The organism is Sorangium sp. So ce1014 (assembly GCF_051521505.1).
GTDB lineage: Bacteria > Myxococcota_A > Polyangia > Polyangiales > Polyangiaceae > Sorangium.
On record NZ_CP150356.1, the window covers coordinates 5,491,770 to 5,508,791 of the forward strand.

Genomic DNA, 17,022 nt, shown 5'->3' on the forward strand with positions numbered 1-17,022 from the left:
TTCATGGATCTCCAGTCCAATCGGGATCGGGATCCGGGTGGGCGAACCGGAGCCGATGTGCGACACCGTATTCGCTATCCAGGATCGGCTGGCCATCCATTCTGCGGGGCGCGCGAGGGCGTTCGGCGACTCAATGCACCGATTGCGGAAGCGGGTCGCTGTCATCGCCTCGTCAATGTCTCCACCGCTTCACGTGGGCCCATGTCGCAGCACCCGATGCTTCAGAGTAGGGTTCCGGCTGGTCCCACACGCACGCACCTGACGTGCGGCGATCCGGGTGGACGGCGCTGACGAAGGTTCCCGCGAAGGGGCAACCAAACAGCTTGAAGGTCGGCGGTCGAGGCATGTAGCTTGCCGAGTCGTGCCGTGAAAGACCCACGCGATTCAGCTTTGATGATGGAACCTGAGAGCCGCACGCTCCCGAAGAGCGCGCCCGTACGGGCGGAGGTCGTGCGGCTGGTCCGTGAGAAGCGCTACGAGGAGGCGCTGGCGGTGCTGTACCAGGCGCGCTCGGAGGCCCCTGGCGATCGCGAGCTGCAGACGAGCATCGAGCGGATCAAGGAGTTCCTCGCCGGCGCGTACGCCAAGCGGCTCGGCGGCCTCGATCGGGTGGCGGGGCCCATCCCGGTCGCCGCGGGTCGCTCGCCCGACGCGCTGCTCGTGGTGCGGTACATCGATGGCTCGTCGACGTTCGACGACATCGTGCAAATGTGCCCGCTCGGGCGGCTCCGCACGCTGCAGGTGCTCGTCGGCCTCTACACGGGCAAGGAGGTGGCGTCGCCGTTCAGCGAGAGGACGCCGCAGTCCTGGCGGCGGCAGCTCGACACGCTGCCGTCCGAGCCCGGCACGGACCCGGGGCCGCCGACCATGCCGGAGCGCGGGCTGCGCCGGCAATCACCGGAGCCTCCCCCCGCGAGCGCGCCGTTCACGCCGCGGGTGTTCGAGACGGAAGAGGATCGGCGCTACCGCGAGGCGTTCGCCCGCGGCACCGCCGCGTTCGTGCAGCGCCGCTTCGCCGACGCGATCGAGGCGTTCGAGGCTTGCGAGCGCATGCGCCCGGGCGACGCGGCGTCGTCGGTCATGCTGCGCCGAGCGCGGCGCGACTTCGGAGTCTGATGCCCATCGTCGTGGTCGCCGATCCCGATCTGCGCGAGCGCATGCGGTGCATTCGCGTCATGGCCGGGCAGACGCCGGTGAGCGCCCTCGGCGCCGCCGCCTGGGAGGAGCTCGAGCAGGCCCTCGAGGGCGCGCCGAGCACGGAGCTGATCATCTACGCGCCGTCGCTCCCGGGCGCGCCGGAGGACGCCATCGCGCAGCTCCTCCGCCGCACGGCGCGGCTGGTGCTCGCCGTCAACGACGGCGCGGAGGTCCCGGGAGCGGTGAACACCACGCGGGTGACGTGGCCCATCGCCGAGGAGACGCTCATCCTCATGGCGCACGCCGCGGGCGCGCAATCGACGCCGATCGGGATGAACTTCATGCCCGTCGACTTCTTGCAGATGATCTGCATGTCCGGCGACTCGCACGTCCTCGTGGTCAGCAGCGACAGCGCCGACGTGGGTCTGATCGAGGTGCGGCGCGGCAAGGTATGGACGGCGTTCGACGGCCTCGGCGTGGGCGAGGCCGCGTTCGCGCGGCTCATCCGCCCCGAGATGCGGGTGCGCGTCACCCCGGCCGTCGGCTCGACGAAGGAGCGCACCATCTTCAAGGACCTGGCGGAGCTGCTGCTCGACTCGCTGCGCCGGATCGACGAGGGCAGCGTGGAGGCGCCGCCGCCGATCTCGTCGAGGCGGCTCGAGGTCGCGCTCGCCTCGCCGGAGCAGGTCGCGATCCGGATCAAGCAGCTCAACTCCGACGCGCGGCGCCTCTTGATGGAACGCAGCTACAGCGACGCGGCCCGCGTCCTCACCGACCTCTCGACGCTCGACCCTGCGTCGAGCCTCGTGCGCGCTAACCTGGAACAGCTACGCAAGCTCGGATACCCAAGATGACCCGATCCATCGCATTCGCCAGTCTGAAGGGCGGAGTCGGAAAGACCACCGTGGCGCTCAACTGCGCCTTCGCCTTCGCGCGCCGAGGCGCGCGGACCCTCCTCGTCGACACGGATCAGCAGGGCGCCATCGGCATGTCGCTCGACGGTGTCGGCGACCGCGCCGGCCTGGCCGCGAACCTCGCGCGCGGCGGCCCCCCGCTCGAGGGCATGGTGAAGACCCGGCTCGCGGAGCTCTGCCTCTTGCCCATGGGCCCCGTCGACGCGCTCGACGAGGATCGCTTCGCCGTCAACGCCCGCGAGGCCAACCTCCTGGGGCGCGTCCTCGAGCAGAGCCAGCGCGACTTCGACCTGGTCCTCTTCGACACGCCGGCCGGGCTCGGCGGGATGTCGCGCCTCGCCCTGGAGGAGGTGGACAGCGTCATCGCCGTGGCGCAGTGTGAGCCGCTCGCGCTGCGGGCCCTGCCGCGGCTGCTCGAGCTCCTCGCGCGGCTCCGCGAGATCGGCTCCGCCTGCTCCCTGCTCGGCGTGGTCGGCACGATGAGCTCGTTCCGCGACCCGGTGATGCTGGCCTCGCTGGAGGAGCTATGGTCCCTCTACCGCGATCAGGTCTTCGACACGGCGGTCCCGCGCGACGGCACGTTCCTCCAGGCGAGCCGCGCGGGCGTGCCGCTCGGTCTGCTCAGCCGCCGCCCGCCGGCGGTCTCTGCGGTGTTCGACAAACTTGTGGCCGAGATCGAGGAGCGCCTCGGCACCACGGCAGGAGGCGAGGATGACGGTCCGATCCGTCTCGTGGACTGACGCGCAGCGGGTGAGCTCGCTGCTCGCGCGGGTGACCGCGACGCGCTCCCCCGAGCCCGCGGCGCTCGTGAGCGCCATGGGGGCAGCGCGCGCCGGCGCGCCGGGGAAACCGGCGCCGACGCCGGCGAAGGCCGCGCCGAAGGCGCCGAAGGAGGTGCCGCGCCTCGTGCAGACCTCCGACAACCCGGCCGACCGGCTCGACGCGCTCGTCGCCTGGACGCTCGCTCATCAGGCGTGCGTGGGCGCCTTCGTCGCGGACGACAACGGCCTCACGCTGGCGGCGCACGGCATCTCCGAGGCGCACGTGTCCCTCGTGGGCCCGCTGCTCTCGGCGCTGGTCGGCGTCCGCACCATCCCCGGCGTCGACGCCACGGCGGGCGCGCTCTGGCTTGGCGCGCAGATGATGTCGTGGGTCGAGGCGCGCACGACGCGCGGCGGCTTCTGCCTCGGGACGGTGGGGGACGAGGCTCTCTCCACGCGGGCGTTCGAGCAGCTGAAGGAAGCGCTCGGAACGACCGTGCGCGGGCTGTAACGGATCCGGTTTTCACCACGGGCGCGCGCGCCCAGGAACGACGGAAGCACGATGATCGATACCAAAGTCCTCGACGCCGCAGTCCATGATCTCCGCAACATCCTCCGCGACGGGCTGCTGGCCACCGACATCTGGGAACGCACGGCAGGCCTGTCGCTCGCCGGCTTCAACCAGCAGCCGGTGGCGGTGGCCCTCTTCACGCGCATCACCGAGGAGCTGGACAGCTCGCTGCGCGACTCGAATTTCCCATCGCTCGGGCGGTATTACATGCTCGACATGGCGGGCAACCACACCGTGGTGGTGCTGAACCACGGGAAGCTGCTCCAGGGCATGCTGGTGGACAACAGGCGGGCGAACCTGGGGATCCTCATCTCCGTCGCCATCCCGCGGATGATCGAGACCGTCGCGCAGGCGATGGAGCTCTGAGCTCTTCGGCCCCCGCCCGGCGCCTCGACGGCCTCCCCTCGAGAAGGTCCGCGGGGGTCAGTCCGGCAGGCCCGCGGTGAAATCGAGCAGCCGGAGCATGTCCCGGCGGGTCCTCGGACCATAGGTCTGGAACGAAGGCATCGGCGCATTCGCGTACTCCGCGCGAGCACGGCTCACCTCGTCGCTGGCCTGGGCTCGCTGCACCTCGGCGACGTCCACGCCGTACACGCGCGCGGCGTTGAGGCCGAGGATCTTCGCCTTCCGCGCCGGGGTCAGCGCCGGGTACCCGTGACGCTCCTGGAATTCGGGGGTGATCTCGAACGCCCGGAAGGCCTGGATCTGATCCTGCGGCGAGCCGAACCAGATGGCGTCGGTCCCCCAAAGGATCCGGTCCTCGCCCACGTGCTTGAGCAGCTTGCCCAGGACGTGCGCCGCCTCGTCCGGCTTCTTCATCACCTCGCGCCACGTCGAGCCCAGCTCGGCGTACACGTTCCCGTTCTGCCCGATGCCGTTCTCCTGGAGCGAGCGTATCAGCGCGTCCACGCCGCGCGTCGCCTTCGGGTCGTACGGACCTTCGGTGAGGTCCGGCTCATAGCCGGAGTGGTAGATGAGGAACGTCGCCCCCGGAAACGCGCGCGCCGCCGGTCCCACGTCCTTCGGCCGCGTGTACTCCGGGTTCATCCCCGAGAGCGGGAGTCCCTTGTGCACCGCGAAGATCGGGACGCCGAGGGCGATGCCGTGCTCGATCGTGCTCCGGCCCACCTCGTCGTTCAACCACCAGCCCTCCCCGGTCGGTCCCCACACCGTGTAGAGCTTCCACGCGCTGAGCTTCAAGGCCTCGGCCTGCTTGCGCATCTCGTCGGCGATCTTCTCCCAGGGCGCGACGGTCGGCTGGACCACGCCGTGGATGCGCAGCCGATCCCGCCCTAGCTGCGCGACCTTCTCGCGCGTGCGCGCCGCCTCGTCGGTCAGCATGGGCAGCGGATCGCCCCAGAGCCCGCTCAGCACGGCGAGCTGGGTGTCGCTGTTCATGAAGACCTCGCGGATCAGCACGTCGTCGGTGAAGCACCGCGCCCAGACCGGCGCGCCGCAGTCCGCCTGCGGCGTCGTCTTGAGGAAATTCGCGAGCGACGGCTGCCCCTCCTTCCACCAGACGCGATCCGCGCTGACCTGATGCGTCTGCACGTCGAAGATGAACTCCTTGCCGGTCAGCACCTGGTTCGATGCGCCGGGGTCGAGCGTCGACGCTTTCGTGACCTGGTAGCGCCCGCCGCCGCAGCCGAGCTGGTTCAGCGCGAGGAAGACCGTGGCGGCGCCGCACGTGCTGGCCAGGTACTCGCGCCGGCTCATCCCGAGCTTGCGCGCGTTCTCGACCGCGTTCTCCATCGCGCTCCGCTGGACCTCGCGCAGCGCCGCGTCCGGTGGACGCGGCCAGTACTCACCGTTGCTCGTGGAGTCCAGCTTCACCGGCAGGCGGAGATCATCGTCAGGCAGGCTCTTTTTCATTCCGTGACTCCTGTTGGTTCCGGCTCAGGCGTTCACTTCGGCGCGTCGCCATGACGCGGGCTCATCCCCACATCACGCGGTCGAAATCCGGATCGATCCCCGCTCGGACCGCGTCGGCCCAGGCGCGACGTTGGTCGATCTCGTGCGCGAGAGACCCATCGACGTTGGCCTCCTGGACCTCCTCCCATCCATAGCCGGGGCCCTTGGTCGCCCGCAGGACGTGGGTCTGCGTCCAGCGCGTCACCGCCGCGCGCGCCTCGTCCGACCCCATCCAGGAGAGCGCGGCCCGCACCGAGGCCGATTTCTCGAAGGTCGCCGCGTCGTCCAGCGCGAGCTCCAGCTCGCGCTGGCACCACGGCTGGCCCAGCGCCGCGAGCGCCGCGGCGACGTTCGTCCGGACGAGGGGCGTGCTCGACCGGAGCGCTCGGCGGAGCGCGTCGAGCGCGTGCGCCGGTGCGTGCTCGAGGAGCAGCAGGGCCAGCTCGCCGAGGAACGGGTTGCCCTTGTAGCCGGCGACGACCCAGACGCGAGCGAACGCCAGCACCACCTCGACGGCGCGCTCGCGCTCGATCCCGCGTCGCAGCAGGTACCTGGCGGCGGCGTGCACGGCGTAGGGGTGATGCCGCTCCGGATCCGCGCGAGCGAGCAGCCGACTCACGGCCGGGCAGACGGGGTAGTCCGGGTGCGCGTCGAGCCGCTCGATCGCGTGTCCCGCGGTGGCGTTCACCGCGGCGTCGATCAACCCCGCGCACGCATCGACGAGCTCGGCCGGCGTGAGCACCGCCTCGAGGGGATCGATGAACGCGCGCGCCGTCGCCTCGCTTGCGATCCCCGCGAGCAAGTACCGCTTGTACGCCTCGCGCTGCACCGTGGCGCGCGCCTCGACGGCCGCCGAGGGCCGCTCGCGGGCGAGCAGCTCGTGATCGCCGAGGTGCTCCGCCCAGCGGACACGGAGGGCCGCGTCGGAGAAGTCGATCGAGGCGACCGCTCCGGCGTCCTCCTCGAGCTCACGGGCGACGCGGAAGACGTGCCCGTGCTTGCCGAGGACGAGCAACCCCTCCCGGACGAGCTCGCGGATCGCGGCGACCAGGACGTCGGCGGTGGGGAGGAACGCGAGCAGGCGTCGCTCGGGGAGCGCGGGGTGACGGAGGCTCAGGATGCGCTGGGTGAAGAAGTAAGGATCGATCGTGAGACCGCCGTCGCCGTGGTCGTCGACGTCGATCGTCTCGCCGTCGGGCGCGGTCAGGCACAGGCCGGCGCCGTGAAAGAGAAACCTCCAGCCCGGCATGCCCGGCACCTCGTCCGCGCCCTCGTCCTCGTCCGCGTCGGAGGCCGGGAGGAGGCGCTCGTGCTGCACCCGTACCAGCCAGCGCTGCCGATCGACCTGCCGCGCGAGCACGACGACGAGCCACGCATGCCACGGGTCAGGGGGCGCGCCGGGCGCGACCGGACCCACGGCGAGGGCGGCGCGAACGGCGGCGAGGACGGGATGCATGCCTGGGTCGTGACGCGGCCGGGCGTGCACGGCAAGGCGGGGGCAGGTGCTCGTTCCACCTGTCCTTGCGCGGGTGATCCCGCCGGCTATTCCGGCGCTGCCGAGCCCGCGCCGCCCGCGGGCGGCGCCAGCCGGCGCGCCGCCACGATGCAGAGGGCCTCCACGGTGATCAGCGAGAAGAGCTGCCGGGGCGTCACCCGCGTCTTGTCCTCCACCGCCGCGAGCGCCGGGAGCCACGTCTCCAGCCGGGCCACCACGGGCCCGGTGAGAAACCCCTCCTTCATCACCTCGGGCGAGGAGAAATCGAGGCGGGTGATGAAGTTGAACTCGCTCTCTCGCGCGCGGATGTGGAGCTCGTGATCGACCATGAACACGATGTCGACGAAGTCGAGCGAGTCGGCGCCGAGGTCGTCGATGAGGCGGCTCCCCAGCTCGACCGCGTCGGCCTCGACGGCGAGGCTCTCCACGATGCAGCGCTTCACCGCCTCGACCACGTGCGGAGGGATGTCCACGCTCGCTGCGTCCGTGTCCGTCATCGGATCCACCTCGTGACCTTGCTCCCGGCCTTGCGATCGGTCGGCGCCGGCTCGCCGGCGGCGTACCCGACCGCCACGAGCGCGACGATACCCCAGCTCGCGGGCACGCCGAGGATCTCCTTGAGCCGACCCGCCGCGAGCAGCGGACCGGTCATCACCGACGCGCCGAGGCCCGCGTCGTGCGCCGCGAGGAGAAGGCTCATCAGCGCGAGCGACGCGCCCGTCAGCCCCGAGTCGCGCTCCATCGCGGCGATCGTCTCGCGCAGCTCCGCCGGCAGCGAGGGCGCGACAAGGCCCGACAGCACCGTGTGCCCGCGGTAGATCGGCGCGATCACGACCGGCGCCCCCTCGAACCGCGTGAAGTAGTCGCCGTAGGCCACGAAGGCCCCCTGGCTGTCGGGCGGCACGTGCTCCGCCACGGTCGCCACCGCCTCGCGCACCGCGCTCGCCATCGCCGCGATCGCCTCCGGGCGCTTCACGACGACGAAGCGCCACGGCTGCTTGTTGCTGGCCGACGGCGCGGTGACGGCGAGCTCGATCAGCCGCTCGATCACGCCGTCCGGCGGCGGCTCCGGGAGGAAGCGCCGCACGCTGCGGCGCGATCGCAGGAGCTCCTCGAGCGTCATCCGACCGCGTAGCCCCCGTCCACCGACGCCACCGCGCCGGTGACGTACGCGGCCCGGTCGCTCAGGAGAAACGCCGCGTAGTCGGCGATCTCGCCCGGGGCGGCGATCCGCTGCTGCGGCACGCGGGCCACGATCTCCTCGCCGGCGAGCGCGCGCGTCCCGCCCAGCATGTCGGTGTCGACCGGGCCGGGCCGGAGGCAGACGACGCGGATGCCCTTCCTCGCGTACTCGACCGCGAGCGCGCGCGTGAGCGCCTCGATCCCTCCCTTCGCCGCCGCGTAGGCGGCCTGGCCGCGGGCAGGGCGGACCGCCGCGACGGAGCTCACGTTGAGGACCACGCCGCGCTTGCGCCGCATCATGAGCGGCAGCACGGCGCGGGCGCACAGGAGCGGGCCGAGCAGGTTCGTGTCGATCTGGGCCCGGATCTGCGCCACGTCGCCCGTCACGAGCAGCCCCGGCGCCACGACCCCGGCGCCGTTGACCCAGCCGTCGATGGGCCCCACCTCGGCCTCGAACCGCGCCACGGCGGCCGCCACGGCCGCCTCATCGACGACGTCGAACCCGAGGGCCAGCGCGCGCCCTCCGCGCGCCGCCTCGACCGCGGCCGCGACGTCCGCGGCCTCGCTCGCCCGCTCGCGGTAACCGATCCCGACGCCGGCCGCGCCCTCCCGCGCGCACGCGAGCGCGATGGCCCGGCCGAGGCCGCGGCTCGCGCCCGTCACCACGACGCGCTTGCCCTCGAGCAGGAGGCTCACGGCCGGATCGCCTCCGGGTGGCGCAGGACGATGGCCGCGTTGTGCCCGCCGAACCCGTACGAGCTCGAGAGCACGTGACGCTGTCGGTGCGCGCGCGCCTCGTTCGGCACGTAGTCGAGATCGCACTCGGGGTCCGGCTCGTGGAGGTTGATCGTCGGGTGCACGGCGCCGCGCAGCATGCACACGACGGCGGCCACGGCCTCGACCGCGCCGGACGCCGAGATCAGGTGGCCGATCATCGACTTTGTCGCCGAGACCGGGACGCCGCGCGCGCGCTCGCCGAGCAGCCGCTTCAGGGCGAGCGTCTCGGCGGGATCGTTCTTCGGCGTTCCCGTGCCGTGGGCGTTGATCGCGTCGACCTCGTCCGGGCCGATCCCCGCGTCGGCGAGCGCGCGCGACATCGCCAGGAAGGCGCCGCGCCCCTCGGGGTGCGGATCGCTGATCTTGTAGGCGTCGAAGCTGCTCCCGTACCCCGCCACCTCGGCGAGGATGCGCGCGCCGCGGGCCCGCGCGTCGTCGAGCCGCTCCAGGACGAGCACGGCCGCCCCCTCGCCCATCACGAAGCCGTCGCGCGTCCTGTCGAACGGCCGCGACGCCGCCTCGGGCCGGTCGTTGCGGAGGCTCGTCGCCTGCAGCGCGCAGAAGCCCGCGACGCCGAGGGGGTTGATCATCGAGTCCGTGCCGCCCGCGAGCATGACGCGGCGGCGGCCCGTGGCGATGAGCCGGTAGGCCGCGCCGATCCCGTCGGTGCCCGCGGCGCAGGCCGACACGTGCACGAGCGGCGGCGCGGCGAGGCCGAAGCGGTGGCTCAGCGCGTGGACGCAGACCTCCGAGGGCGTCTGCATGAAGGCGAGCCGCGCGGCGAGCCCCTCCGGCAGCGCGAACCCCGGGCGCCGCGCCGCCGCGAGGTGCTCCATGTTGAAGAGCTCCAGGCCGACGCCCAGGCTCACGCCCGCGTCGGCGCGCGGCGCGTCACCGCCCGCGCCGAGCGCGAGCCCGGACGCCTCCACGGCGCGCCTCGCCGCCGCGAGCGCGAACGCGACCTTGCGATCGCCGAGCGGCACCTCGGCCGGCAGCGGGGCCTGCCCGGCGATGCGCGTCGGCAGGGTGGACGCGTCGAACAGGGTGATGTGACCGACGCCGCTCCGCCCGGCGAGGAGCGCGTCGCCGAACGCATCGACGCGATCGCCGAGCGGCGACACGACGCCCATCCCCGTCACGACCACCGCGTGGCGCGCCGTCACGAGACCCTCCGGATCCAGCGGCTCTCCGCGGTGATGCCGTCGCGCCCCTCGAGGCGGTGCACGAGCTCGACGGCGCCGCGCTCCCACGCGCGCGCGAGCGCGACGAGCGGCGACGCGGGCCCGAGCTCCGCGCCCGCGTCCAGCGCGGCGTCCCCGCCGCCGCCGTCGGCCGGCGTGGGCGACGCGACCGCGACCGCCTCGCGCTTCGCGGGCGCACGGGACAGCGGATCGAACGGCGCGTACGCCACCGTGACCGACGCGAGCTCGCCGAGGGCCCGCGCGCCCCGCCCCGCCGCGTGGGCTCCGCGCTCCAGGACGACGGTGGCCGACGCGTCGAACAGCCGGTCTGGCGGCACGGGGTCGTCGATGCGCCGCATGTGGTGCTCGACGAGGTAGTTGCGCTGGTGCGCCACCCCGACCACGAGCGCCACGTCGATCTCGCCGCGATCGAGCGCCTGCACGGCCTCCTCGAGCGCGAGGTAGAGCTGCCCCGCGCTCGGGTAGAGCACCGCGTAGGGCCCCTCCACGCCGAAGCTCGCGGCGACGTGGTAGGCGGGCATGTTGGGCAGGCAGCGGAACGCGAGCAGCGGGTGCGCGCGCGTGTACCCCTCGGCGCCGAAGCGCGCCGGGCTGAAATCGCCGCGCTCGTCGAGCGAGCCCTCGAGCACCGGCGCGATGTCGCGCTCCAGGAACGGGATGTAGCCGACCGCGAGGTAGAGCCCGGTGCGCTCGCCCGGCAGCGACGCGGCGAGCCCCGCCGCCGCGAGCGCCCGCCCGGCGCTCACCACCGCGAGCGCGTCCTGGAGCCCGAGGTACTTCCTGCTCTTCTTCTCGCGGAGGAACGGCGACGGATCGCACGCATCACCGGGCGAGAGCACGACGGACGCGAGGCCGGTCACGAGCGTCACGGCAGCCACACCCTGTCCGGGAGCTCGCGCGTCCACAGCGCGTAGAGGTAGCGCCGCTGCGCGTGCAAGCGCTCCGAGTCGATCGCCTTCAGCACGAAGGTGAGCGTCGCCCGCATGCACCGCTCGCCGCGGACGTCGGCGCCGACCGAGAGCTTCGCCGCGGCGTCCAGCGACTGCGCCACCTCGGCGAAGAGCTCGACGCTGTCCCCCGGCTGGGCGGGGCGGTAGAACTTCGCCCGGTCGATCTGCGCGAGGAGCGCGCGTCGCGGCGCCTCGGACGGCCTGTTCTCCGTCACCTCGACGAGGAAGCCGGCGAGCTGCGCGGCCGCCTCGACGAGCAGCGCGCCGGGGTAGATCGGGTAGTCGGGGAAGTGGTCGTGCAGGACCTCGTCGGTCAGGGTCACCGCCTTCAGCCCGCGCGCGCAGCGGCCGGGTTCGACGGACGTGATCCGGTCGAGGAGGATGTAACGCATCAGGGGGTGCTCGCTCCGGGGGTGATGCCGTCCGCGGCGCGCCGGCGCGGCGGGCCGAGCCACGCCGCGAGCGCGCGATCGAGGACGAAGAACGTGAGCGCCGCCGCGGCCGCCACGAGGACGAAGTACCGGTCGTAGCGCGGGAACATCGCCTCCCAGCCCGCCCAGACGCGGTGGGAGAGGTTGACGTTCGCCTCCGGGGGCGTGAGCACGCGCGTCAGCCCACCGAGGGCGAGCAGCGCCCCGGTGGCCTTGAGCCAGGCGCGCCGCGCGAGCCCCATCTCCCGCACGGCGAGGACGGCGACGACGGGACAGAGCACGTGCGGCAGGAACGTGGTCAGGATGAGGCCGCTCCCCGTCGCGATGTCGAGCAGCCACATGGGCGTGCCGAACGCGAGCCACAGCGCCGCGATCGCGGCGAGGTCCGGCTTCGCGAGGAAGCAGCCGGCCGCGAGCAGGAGCGGCGCGACGTTGCACATCCAGAGCACGTCGTGCGGCGAGCCCCGCCGCACGTGGTTGCCGCCGTGGACGAGGAACGCCGTCGCGGCGAGGCCGCCCAGCACCCGGAGGCGCGACGACGACGACGAGGAAGGCGCCGCCATCAGAGCCCCCCGTCGACCATCATCGTCTGGCCGGTGACGTAGGTGTTCTCGAGCGCGAGCCACGCGGCGAGCGCCGCGACCTCCTCGACCTTGCCGAGGCGGCGGAGCCCGCAGTGCTTGAGGTACTCCCTGCGCAGGTCGTCGGGCAGCGTGCGCGAGGCGCCCGCCTCCAGGACGCCGGGCGCCACGAGGTTCACGCGGATCCCGCGCGGGCCGAGCGACTTGGCGAGGCTGAGCACGAGGCCGGCGAGGGCCGCCTTCGACACGGCGTAGGGGACCGGTGAAGGCACCGGCTTGATGCCGTCGACCGAGCCGAACAGGACGATGTTCCCGCCGCCGTCGAAGTGCGGGAGCAGGCTCCGCGCGGCGGCGAAGGCGCTGGTCACGTTGACGGCGAGGACGTCGGCGAACCCCTCGAAGCTGACGTCCTCGATCGCGTCGAACGCGGGCGGATCGACCGACGACGTGCGGACCGCGCAGTGCGCGAAGGCGTCCACGCCCCCGAGCCGGCGCGCGAGCGCCTCCGCCGCCTCCGCGGCCGCGCGCGGATCGCCGAGGTCGACCTCGAGCGCGGTCGTACCCGGGAGAGCGCGCACCAGATCATCAGCGATTTCGCGCCCTTGCCTGTACGTGAACCCGACGCGCGCCCCCGCGCGGGCGAGCTCCGCGACAAGGGCGCGCCCGACCGTGCCCGAGCCGCCGAGGACGACGCAGCGGCGCGGCTTCGCGGCGGCGGCCATCACACGCCCCCGTCCACCACGACGGTGGCGCCGGTCATGTAGCCGTTGCGATCCGACACGAGGAACGCCGCGAGCTCGGCGACCTCGCGGAAGGTGCCGACGCGGCCGAGCGCGCAGTGCTTCAGGTAGTCGGCGAGGCGGTGCTCGGGCAGGTTGCGGCCGACGCCGTCCTCGAGCAGCCCGGGCGCGACGCACAGGACGCGGATCCCGTGCCGCGCGACCTCCTTGGCCATGGCCTCGGTCATCCCCTTCAGGCCGGCCTTGCTCGCGCAGTAATGGATGGGCGCCTCGATCATCCTGACCCCGGCGAGCGACCCGATGTTCAGCACCACGCCGCGCTTCTTCCGGATCATCGACCGGAGCGCCTCGCGGGCCGTGAGGTAGGCGCCCTTGAGGTTCAGGTCGAGGACGTGATCGAAGTCCTGCTCCTCGAGCAGCGCGAGCGGGAGATTCTGGGACACGCCGGCGTTGTTGACGAGCACGTCGACCCCGCCCCACGCCTCCTCGACGGCGCGCACCATCGCGCGCGTCGCGTCCGCGTCGAGGACGCTCGCCCGGAACGCGCGCGCCTCCGCGCCGGCGGCCGCGATCTCGTCGCAGAGGCGGCGGGCGCCCTCCTCGCTCTTCGTGAAGGTGAACGCCACCCGGGCGCCGTGCCGCGCGAACGTCGCGCAGATCTCCCGGCCGAGGCCGCGCCCGCCGCCGGTGACGATCGCGCGCTTGCCGGCGAGCAGGCCTGTCACGTCTTGCCCCAGATCTGCGGCGCGCCGATCGGGCCCGCATACCGCGGATCCTTGTCGCGGTAGAGGTTGTTGTACGCGCAGCCGGGGATCAGCCGCCCGTCGGGGAGCGCGTAGTGGGTGCAGCACTTCTTGATGCGGTCGATCTCGAAGTTGTGCACGTCCATGAAGGCGTGGATGAACACCGTCTTCACGAGGCCCTCGCCGATGTGGAGGCGCTCCTCGAGCGCGAGGGCGCGCTCCTCGGGGTACATGAGGAAGATCGCCCGGCGCAGGACCTTCAGGATCCGGTCGCAGTCGGGGACCTGGCCCGAGCTCGTCCACATCTGGTCGATCGCGTCGCGCAGGGCGCCCTCGAGCTCCTCGTCGGGCCGGATCGTGCCGCGGTTCGCCAGGAGCTCTAGATAGCGATCGAGCTCGAGGAACCTGGGGAACGGGATGAACTCGCCGTCGACCTTGAGCAGGTAGGTGAGCGCGAAGCAGCTCGGGTGGGAGCACGGCAGCGGCAAGAAATCGCTCTTCTTGAGGAGCCCTGTCTGCTCCTCGGCCGCGCGGACGACGTCGGGGATGGTCATGACGTCGAGCGGATCGTGCGGCGCGAAGTGGGCGCCGCCATAGCCGGTGTACGCCGCGGGCTGGAACGTGAGGGAGAGAATGAAGTCGTTGTCGTAGAGCAGCCGGAGGCAGTCGCCGATGCGGTCGTCGTTCACGCCGCGGGCCACGGTCGAGACGAGGGTGGTGCGCACGCCCGCCCTCTTCAGGTTGGCGAGCGCCTTCTCCCGCGCGGCGGCCTGGTCCCCTGCCCCGCGCAGGACCCGGAGGGCCGGGTTGCTGAGCGCGTCGAGCTGGAGGCTCACGTACACCTTGCGCCGGGCGAGCTCCTCGCAGAAGGCGTAATCGCTCGCGCAGCGGAGGCCGTTCGTCGAGATGGAGACGCGCGCGATCTCGGTCCTCGCGCACGCCATGTCGAGGAGCGCGAGGAACTCGGGGTGGAGCGTCGGCTCGCCGCCGGAGAGGTTGATCGTCTCGAGCGTCCCCTCCTTGGCCACGATGCCGTCGAGCACGCGCCCGAACTCCTCGCGCGTCATGGTGTAGTTGTGCCGGTTCTGCACGATGCAGATCGGACACTCGAGGTTGCAATGGTTCGTGATCTCGATGATCGGGAGGCACGAGTGCTGCTCGTGATCCGGGCAAAGGCCGCAATCGTCCGGGCAGCCGCGCTCGACCGAGGTCGAGTACTCGATCGGCCTGGAGCCCTCCTTGACGTAGGTGAGGGACCTCAGGAACCAGTCGGCGTCGCCGGAGATGAGCGCCTCGCTCTGCCCGTGCGCCGGGCACTGCTTGCGGAGGTACACCTTGCCGTTGCGGAGGAGCCTCACGCCGTCGACGGCCTTCTTGCACTGGGGGCACAGCCCCCGCGAGAAGGAGTGGAAGACCTCGCGGTCCTTCGCGCTCGGGGTGAACGTGAACTTCCGGTCGACGAGGGGGAGCTTCGCGGTCATGACGGCACCTTGAGGAGCGGGAGAGAGCGCCTGTTCGCGGGGGGCGCGGGCGCGAGGAGCGGGTGCGGCTCGGTCCGCCCCATGCGAGCGAGCATGTCGGGATCGGCGAAGCGCGCGTCGTTCTCGCGGTAGAGGACGTTGTACGAGCACGTCGGGATGTTGCTGCCGTCGACATCGGGGACGCCGATACTGCACTTCATGACGCGGGCGACGTCGAAGCTCTCCTCGTCCATGTGGGAATGGATGTAGATCGCCTTTGTCGCGCGCTCGGCGAGCTTCTGCCGCTGTTCGAGGGGAAGCGGCTTGCCCGGGGGGAACATCTCGCGGAGCAGGCGCTTCAGCGTGCGGAGCAGCGCCTCGCTCTCAGGCAGCCTGTCCGGATCGGCCCAGAGCTCGTCCATCGCGGTCCGGAGCGCCTCTTCGATGGGCTCGCGGGGCTGGATATAGAGGGAGTCGCCGAGCAGCTCGAAGAGCTTGTCCCGGCCCATGAAGCGCGCGAACGGGGCGACGCCGCCGCCGTCGAGCACGAGCAGGTAGCAGATCGAGTAGCAGTGCGGGTGGGCGAGCGGCGAAGGGACGAAGTCGCGCGCGGCGATGGCGCCGCCTGTGTGCTCCTCGAGGAGCCGGTGGAGATCGGGCGTGGTGATGCGCGCGGCGCGGTCGAACCCGGCGCCGCCCTGGCCCGTGAACGTGAGCGTGTGGAGCTCGAGCGAGACGATGTTCGGCTTGCGCATCATCAGGTCGAAGAGCTTGCCGAGGTCCTTGTCGTTCAGGCCGGCCGCGATCGCGGGCAGGAGCGTCGTCGTGACGTCGTGCTTCTCGAGGAGCTCGAGCGCCTCGAGCTTGGCCCGCACGGTGTTGGCCCCGAGCATCCGCTGGTCGATCTCGGGGTCGAAGGTGTCGAGCGAGAGCACGATGCGCGCGTCGAGGGCGGCGAGCTCGCGGACGTAGGCCTCGTTCCGGAGCTTGAGCCCGTTGGTCGAGATGGTGAGGCGGCGGATCCCCGCCTCGGACGCCATGCGGAGGAGCTTCGGGAGCTCGGGGTGCATGGTGGGCTCGCCGCCCGTGAAGTTGATGATGTCGAGCTCGTCGTGCTGGGCGCGGAGGTGGCCGAGGATCGCGGCGAACTCGCCCTCGCTCATCTGGTGCGCCCCCTCGTTCTTGTTGACCGTGTAGCAGATGGGGCAATCGAGGTTGCACGCCGACGTGATGGGGACGACGGGCATGTACACCTTCTGCTGGTGCGAGGCGCACGGGCCGCAGTCGAAGGGACAGCCGCTCCGCACGGCGCGGATCTCGCCGCGCGGCGGCGTGTGCGGCGCAAGGAAGGAGAGCGCGTCGAGGTACCAGTCGACGCTGGAGGCGACGAGCACCCGCTGGTGGCCGTGCTCAGGGCAGAACTTGTCGAAATATACCGCCCCACCAGAAAACTGGATCTTGGCGTCGACGGCCTGTTTGCAGGTCTTGCAGAGGCTCTTCGTCGACGAGTAGTAGACGTGCTCCGTCGGCTGTCGCTGGTTCCCCGTTCCGCAGATCGCCACGGTCGACATGGCGACCAGGAGTACCTGGGCTGGTCGGGCAGCGCAACGCCCGGCTCCCCGGCGCTGGCACCGCGCGAGCGCGGCGCGCGCGTGGTGCCAGCGCCGGGCCATTCCCCCGCGCGTGATTCGTGTCTAGCCTCCGGCGCATGGTCCGTGTCGCCGCTCCCCTTCTCGTCATCGCGCTCGCCGGCTGCGGCGGGGCCGCGAGCCCGCCGCCGCCGGTCGAGCCCACGCCTCCGCCGGCCGTCACCGCACCCGAGCCCGAGCCCGAGCCGCCGCTCGACGACGCGCCGATGCTCGACGTCGTCTCGGCGCAGCCCACCGAGATCCTGCTCGACGGCAAGCCGATCGGGGCGACGCCGATCTCGGGGCGCAAGGTCGCGCCCGGCACGCACGAGGTGACCTTCGTGGATCCGGAGCGCGGCAACCGCACGATGATGGTGACGCTCGAACCCGGCGACGCGAAGACGGTCCAGTCGGACCCGCCGCCCTCCATCAGGGAGAACGCCGGCGACGCCAAGGGCGAGAAGGCCGAAGAGAAGAAGTAGCGCCGCGGCCCACGCGGCGTCGCCGGTCCTGCGCAGGCCAGCGCCGCGAGCTCCCGC

The 17,022-nt window shown here is 72.1% G+C and carries 19 protein-coding genes; 6 read left to right on the plus strand and 13 right to left on the minus strand.

All coding sequences use genetic code 11. The features are described 5' to 3' along the window. The first annotated feature begins 393 nt into the window (after positions 1-393). The 5 genes from WME75_RS20965 to WME75_RS20985 are packed head-to-tail and all read left to right on the plus strand — an operon-like array spanning position 394 to position 3,749. Complete coding sequence (locus WME75_RS20965) at positions 394-1,116, plus strand: TRP-like protein (protein WP_437493574.1); 723 nt, start codon at positions 394-396, stop codon at positions 1,114-1,116. Next, on the plus strand, positions 1,116-1,991 hold the full coding sequence (locus WME75_RS20970; RefSeq protein ID WP_437493577.1) for a DUF4388 domain-containing protein: 876 nt from the start codon (positions 1,116-1,118) through the stop codon (positions 1,989-1,991). Before WME75_RS20965 ends, WME75_RS20970 begins: the two co-directional genes overlap by 1 nt. Continuing rightward, a complete protein-coding gene (locus WME75_RS20975; RefSeq protein ID WP_437493580.1) occupies positions 1,988-2,791 on the plus strand; it encodes a ParA family protein in 804 nt (267 codons plus the stop codon). The genes WME75_RS20970 and WME75_RS20975 overlap by 4 nt, the downstream gene beginning before the upstream one ends. Further along, entirely contained in the window at positions 2,763-3,323 is a 561-nt protein-coding gene (locus tag WME75_RS20980) for a hypothetical protein (RefSeq protein WP_437493583.1), read from the plus strand. The genes WME75_RS20975 and WME75_RS20980 overlap by 29 nt, the downstream gene beginning before the upstream one ends. Positions 3,324-3,374: 51 nt before the next feature. Then, entirely contained in the window at positions 3,375-3,749 is a 375-nt protein-coding gene (locus WME75_RS20985) for a hypothetical protein (RefSeq protein WP_437493586.1), read from the plus strand. Between the two features lie 57 nt (positions 3,750-3,806). On the opposite strand, the gene WME75_RS20990 is transcribed toward WME75_RS20985, so the two are convergent. From WME75_RS20990 to WME75_RS21050, 13 genes are all read right to left on the minus strand, one after another. Beyond that, positions 3,807-5,255 carry an amidohydrolase family protein gene (locus WME75_RS20990; RefSeq protein WP_437493589.1) on the minus strand — a complete coding sequence of 483 codons (1,449 nt, stop codon included), beginning with the start codon at positions 5,253-5,255 and terminating at the stop codon, positions 3,807-3,809. Between the two features lie 61 nt (positions 5,256-5,316). Then, positions 5,317-6,750 carry a hypothetical protein gene (locus tag WME75_RS20995; protein ID WP_437493591.1) on the minus strand — a complete coding sequence of 478 codons (1,434 nt, stop codon included), beginning with the start codon at positions 6,748-6,750 and terminating at the stop codon, positions 5,317-5,319. 86 nt (positions 6,751-6,836) lie between these two features. Further along, positions 6,837-7,286 (minus strand): phosphopantetheine-binding protein, encoded by a 450-nt coding sequence (locus WME75_RS21000; protein ID WP_437493594.1) that lies wholly within the window; start codon positions 7,284-7,286, stop codon positions 6,837-6,839. Further along, positions 7,283-7,912 (minus strand): nitroreductase family protein, encoded by a 630-nt coding sequence (locus WME75_RS21005; RefSeq protein ID WP_437493597.1) that lies wholly within the window; start codon positions 7,910-7,912, stop codon positions 7,283-7,285. The genes WME75_RS21000 and WME75_RS21005 overlap by 4 nt, the downstream gene beginning before the upstream one ends. Then, a complete protein-coding gene (locus tag WME75_RS21010; RefSeq protein WP_437493600.1) occupies positions 7,909-8,667 on the minus strand; it encodes an SDR family NAD(P)-dependent oxidoreductase in 759 nt (252 codons plus the stop codon). Before WME75_RS21010 ends, WME75_RS21005 begins: the two co-directional genes overlap by 4 nt. Continuing rightward, on the minus strand, positions 8,664-9,911 hold the full coding sequence (locus WME75_RS21015) for a beta-ketoacyl-[acyl-carrier-protein] synthase family protein (protein ID WP_437493603.1): 1,248 nt from the start codon (positions 9,909-9,911) through the stop codon (positions 8,664-8,666). The genes WME75_RS21010 and WME75_RS21015 overlap by 4 nt, the downstream gene beginning before the upstream one ends. Further along, positions 9,908-10,819, minus strand: a complete 912-nt coding sequence (locus tag WME75_RS21020) for a beta-ketoacyl synthase N-terminal-like domain-containing protein (protein WP_437493606.1) — start codon at positions 10,817-10,819, stop codon at positions 9,908-9,910. The genes WME75_RS21015 and WME75_RS21020 overlap by 4 nt, the downstream gene beginning before the upstream one ends. Further along, positions 10,816-11,292 carry a 3-hydroxyacyl-ACP dehydratase FabZ family protein gene (locus WME75_RS21025; RefSeq protein WP_437493609.1) on the minus strand — a complete coding sequence of 159 codons (477 nt, stop codon included), beginning with the start codon at positions 11,290-11,292 and terminating at the stop codon, positions 10,816-10,818. Before WME75_RS21025 ends, WME75_RS21020 begins: the two co-directional genes overlap by 4 nt. Continuing rightward, positions 11,292-11,894, minus strand: a complete 603-nt coding sequence (locus WME75_RS21030) for a hypothetical protein (RefSeq protein WP_437493612.1) — start codon at positions 11,892-11,894, stop codon at positions 11,292-11,294. The genes WME75_RS21025 and WME75_RS21030 overlap by 1 nt, the downstream gene beginning before the upstream one ends. Further along, complete coding sequence (locus WME75_RS21035; protein WP_437493614.1) at positions 11,894-12,634, minus strand: SDR family NAD(P)-dependent oxidoreductase; 741 nt, start codon at positions 12,632-12,634, stop codon at positions 11,894-11,896. The genes WME75_RS21030 and WME75_RS21035 overlap by 1 nt, the downstream gene beginning before the upstream one ends. Continuing rightward, the gene (locus tag WME75_RS21040; protein WP_437493617.1) at positions 12,634-13,377 is read right to left on the minus strand and encodes an SDR family NAD(P)-dependent oxidoreductase; all 744 of its coding nucleotides are present in this window, start codon (positions 13,375-13,377) and stop codon (positions 12,634-12,636) included. Before WME75_RS21040 ends, WME75_RS21035 begins: the two co-directional genes overlap by 1 nt. Continuing rightward, complete coding sequence (locus WME75_RS21045; protein WP_437493620.1) at positions 13,374-14,876, minus strand: radical SAM protein; 1,503 nt, start codon at positions 14,874-14,876, stop codon at positions 13,374-13,376. The genes WME75_RS21040 and WME75_RS21045 overlap by 4 nt, the downstream gene beginning before the upstream one ends. Next, positions 14,873-16,426, minus strand: a complete 1,554-nt coding sequence (locus WME75_RS21050; protein WP_437493623.1) for a radical SAM protein — start codon at positions 16,424-16,426, stop codon at positions 14,873-14,875. Before WME75_RS21050 ends, WME75_RS21045 begins: the two co-directional genes overlap by 4 nt. A 137-nt stretch (positions 16,427-16,563) precedes the next feature. Here WME75_RS21050 and WME75_RS21055 point away from each other — a divergent pair, with 137 nt between their 5' ends. Continuing rightward, a complete protein-coding gene (locus tag WME75_RS21055) occupies positions 16,564-16,965 on the plus strand; it encodes a PEGA domain-containing protein (protein WP_437493626.1) in 402 nt (133 codons plus the stop codon). Positions 16,966-17,022: the final 57 nt, after the last annotated feature.

Coding starts and splice junctions, on each gene's coding strand:
- WME75_RS21050 (WP_437493623.1), bottom strand. CDS start 16,426: ATGTCGACCGTGGCGATCTGCGGAACGGGGAACCAGCGACAGCCGACG.
- WME75_RS21005 (WP_437493597.1), bottom strand. CDS start 7,912: ATGACGCTCGAGGAGCTCCTGCGATCGCGCCGCAGCGTGCGGCGCTTC.
- WME75_RS21055 (WP_437493626.1), top strand. CDS start 16,564: ATGGTCCGTGTCGCCGCTCCCCTTCTCGTCATCGCGCTCGCCGGCTGC.
- WME75_RS21035 (WP_437493614.1), bottom strand. CDS start 12,634: ATGGCCGCCGCCGCGAAGCCGCGCCGCTGCGTCGTCCTCGGCGGCTCG.
- WME75_RS20965 (WP_437493574.1), top strand. CDS start 394: ATGATGGAACCTGAGAGCCGCACGCTCCCGAAGAGCGCGCCCGTACGG.
- WME75_RS20975 (WP_437493580.1), top strand. CDS start 1,988: ATGACCCGATCCATCGCATTCGCCAGTCTGAAGGGCGGAGTCGGAAAG.
- WME75_RS20970 (WP_437493577.1), top strand. CDS start 1,116: ATGCCCATCGTCGTGGTCGCCGATCCCGATCTGCGCGAGCGCATGCGG.
- WME75_RS20995 (WP_437493591.1), bottom strand. CDS start 6,750: ATGCATCCCGTCCTCGCCGCCGTTCGCGCCGCCCTCGCCGTGGGTCCG.
- WME75_RS21045 (WP_437493620.1), bottom strand. CDS start 14,876: ATGACCGCGAAGCTCCCCCTCGTCGACCGGAAGTTCACGTTCACCCCG.
- WME75_RS20985 (WP_437493586.1), top strand. CDS start 3,375: ATGATCGATACCAAAGTCCTCGACGCCGCAGTCCATGATCTCCGCAAC.
- WME75_RS21030 (WP_437493612.1), bottom strand. CDS start 11,894: ATGGCGGCGCCTTCCTCGTCGTCGTCGTCGCGCCTCCGGGTGCTGGGC.
- WME75_RS21000 (WP_437493594.1), bottom strand. CDS start 7,286: ATGACGGACACGGACGCAGCGAGCGTGGACATCCCTCCGCACGTGGTC.
- WME75_RS20990 (WP_437493589.1), bottom strand. CDS start 5,255: ATGAAAAAGAGCCTGCCTGACGATGATCTCCGCCTGCCGGTGAAGCTG.
- WME75_RS20980 (WP_437493583.1), top strand. CDS start 2,763: ATGACGGTCCGATCCGTCTCGTGGACTGACGCGCAGCGGGTGAGCTCG.
- WME75_RS21025 (WP_437493609.1), bottom strand. CDS start 11,292: ATGCGTTACATCCTCCTCGACCGGATCACGTCCGTCGAACCCGGCCGC.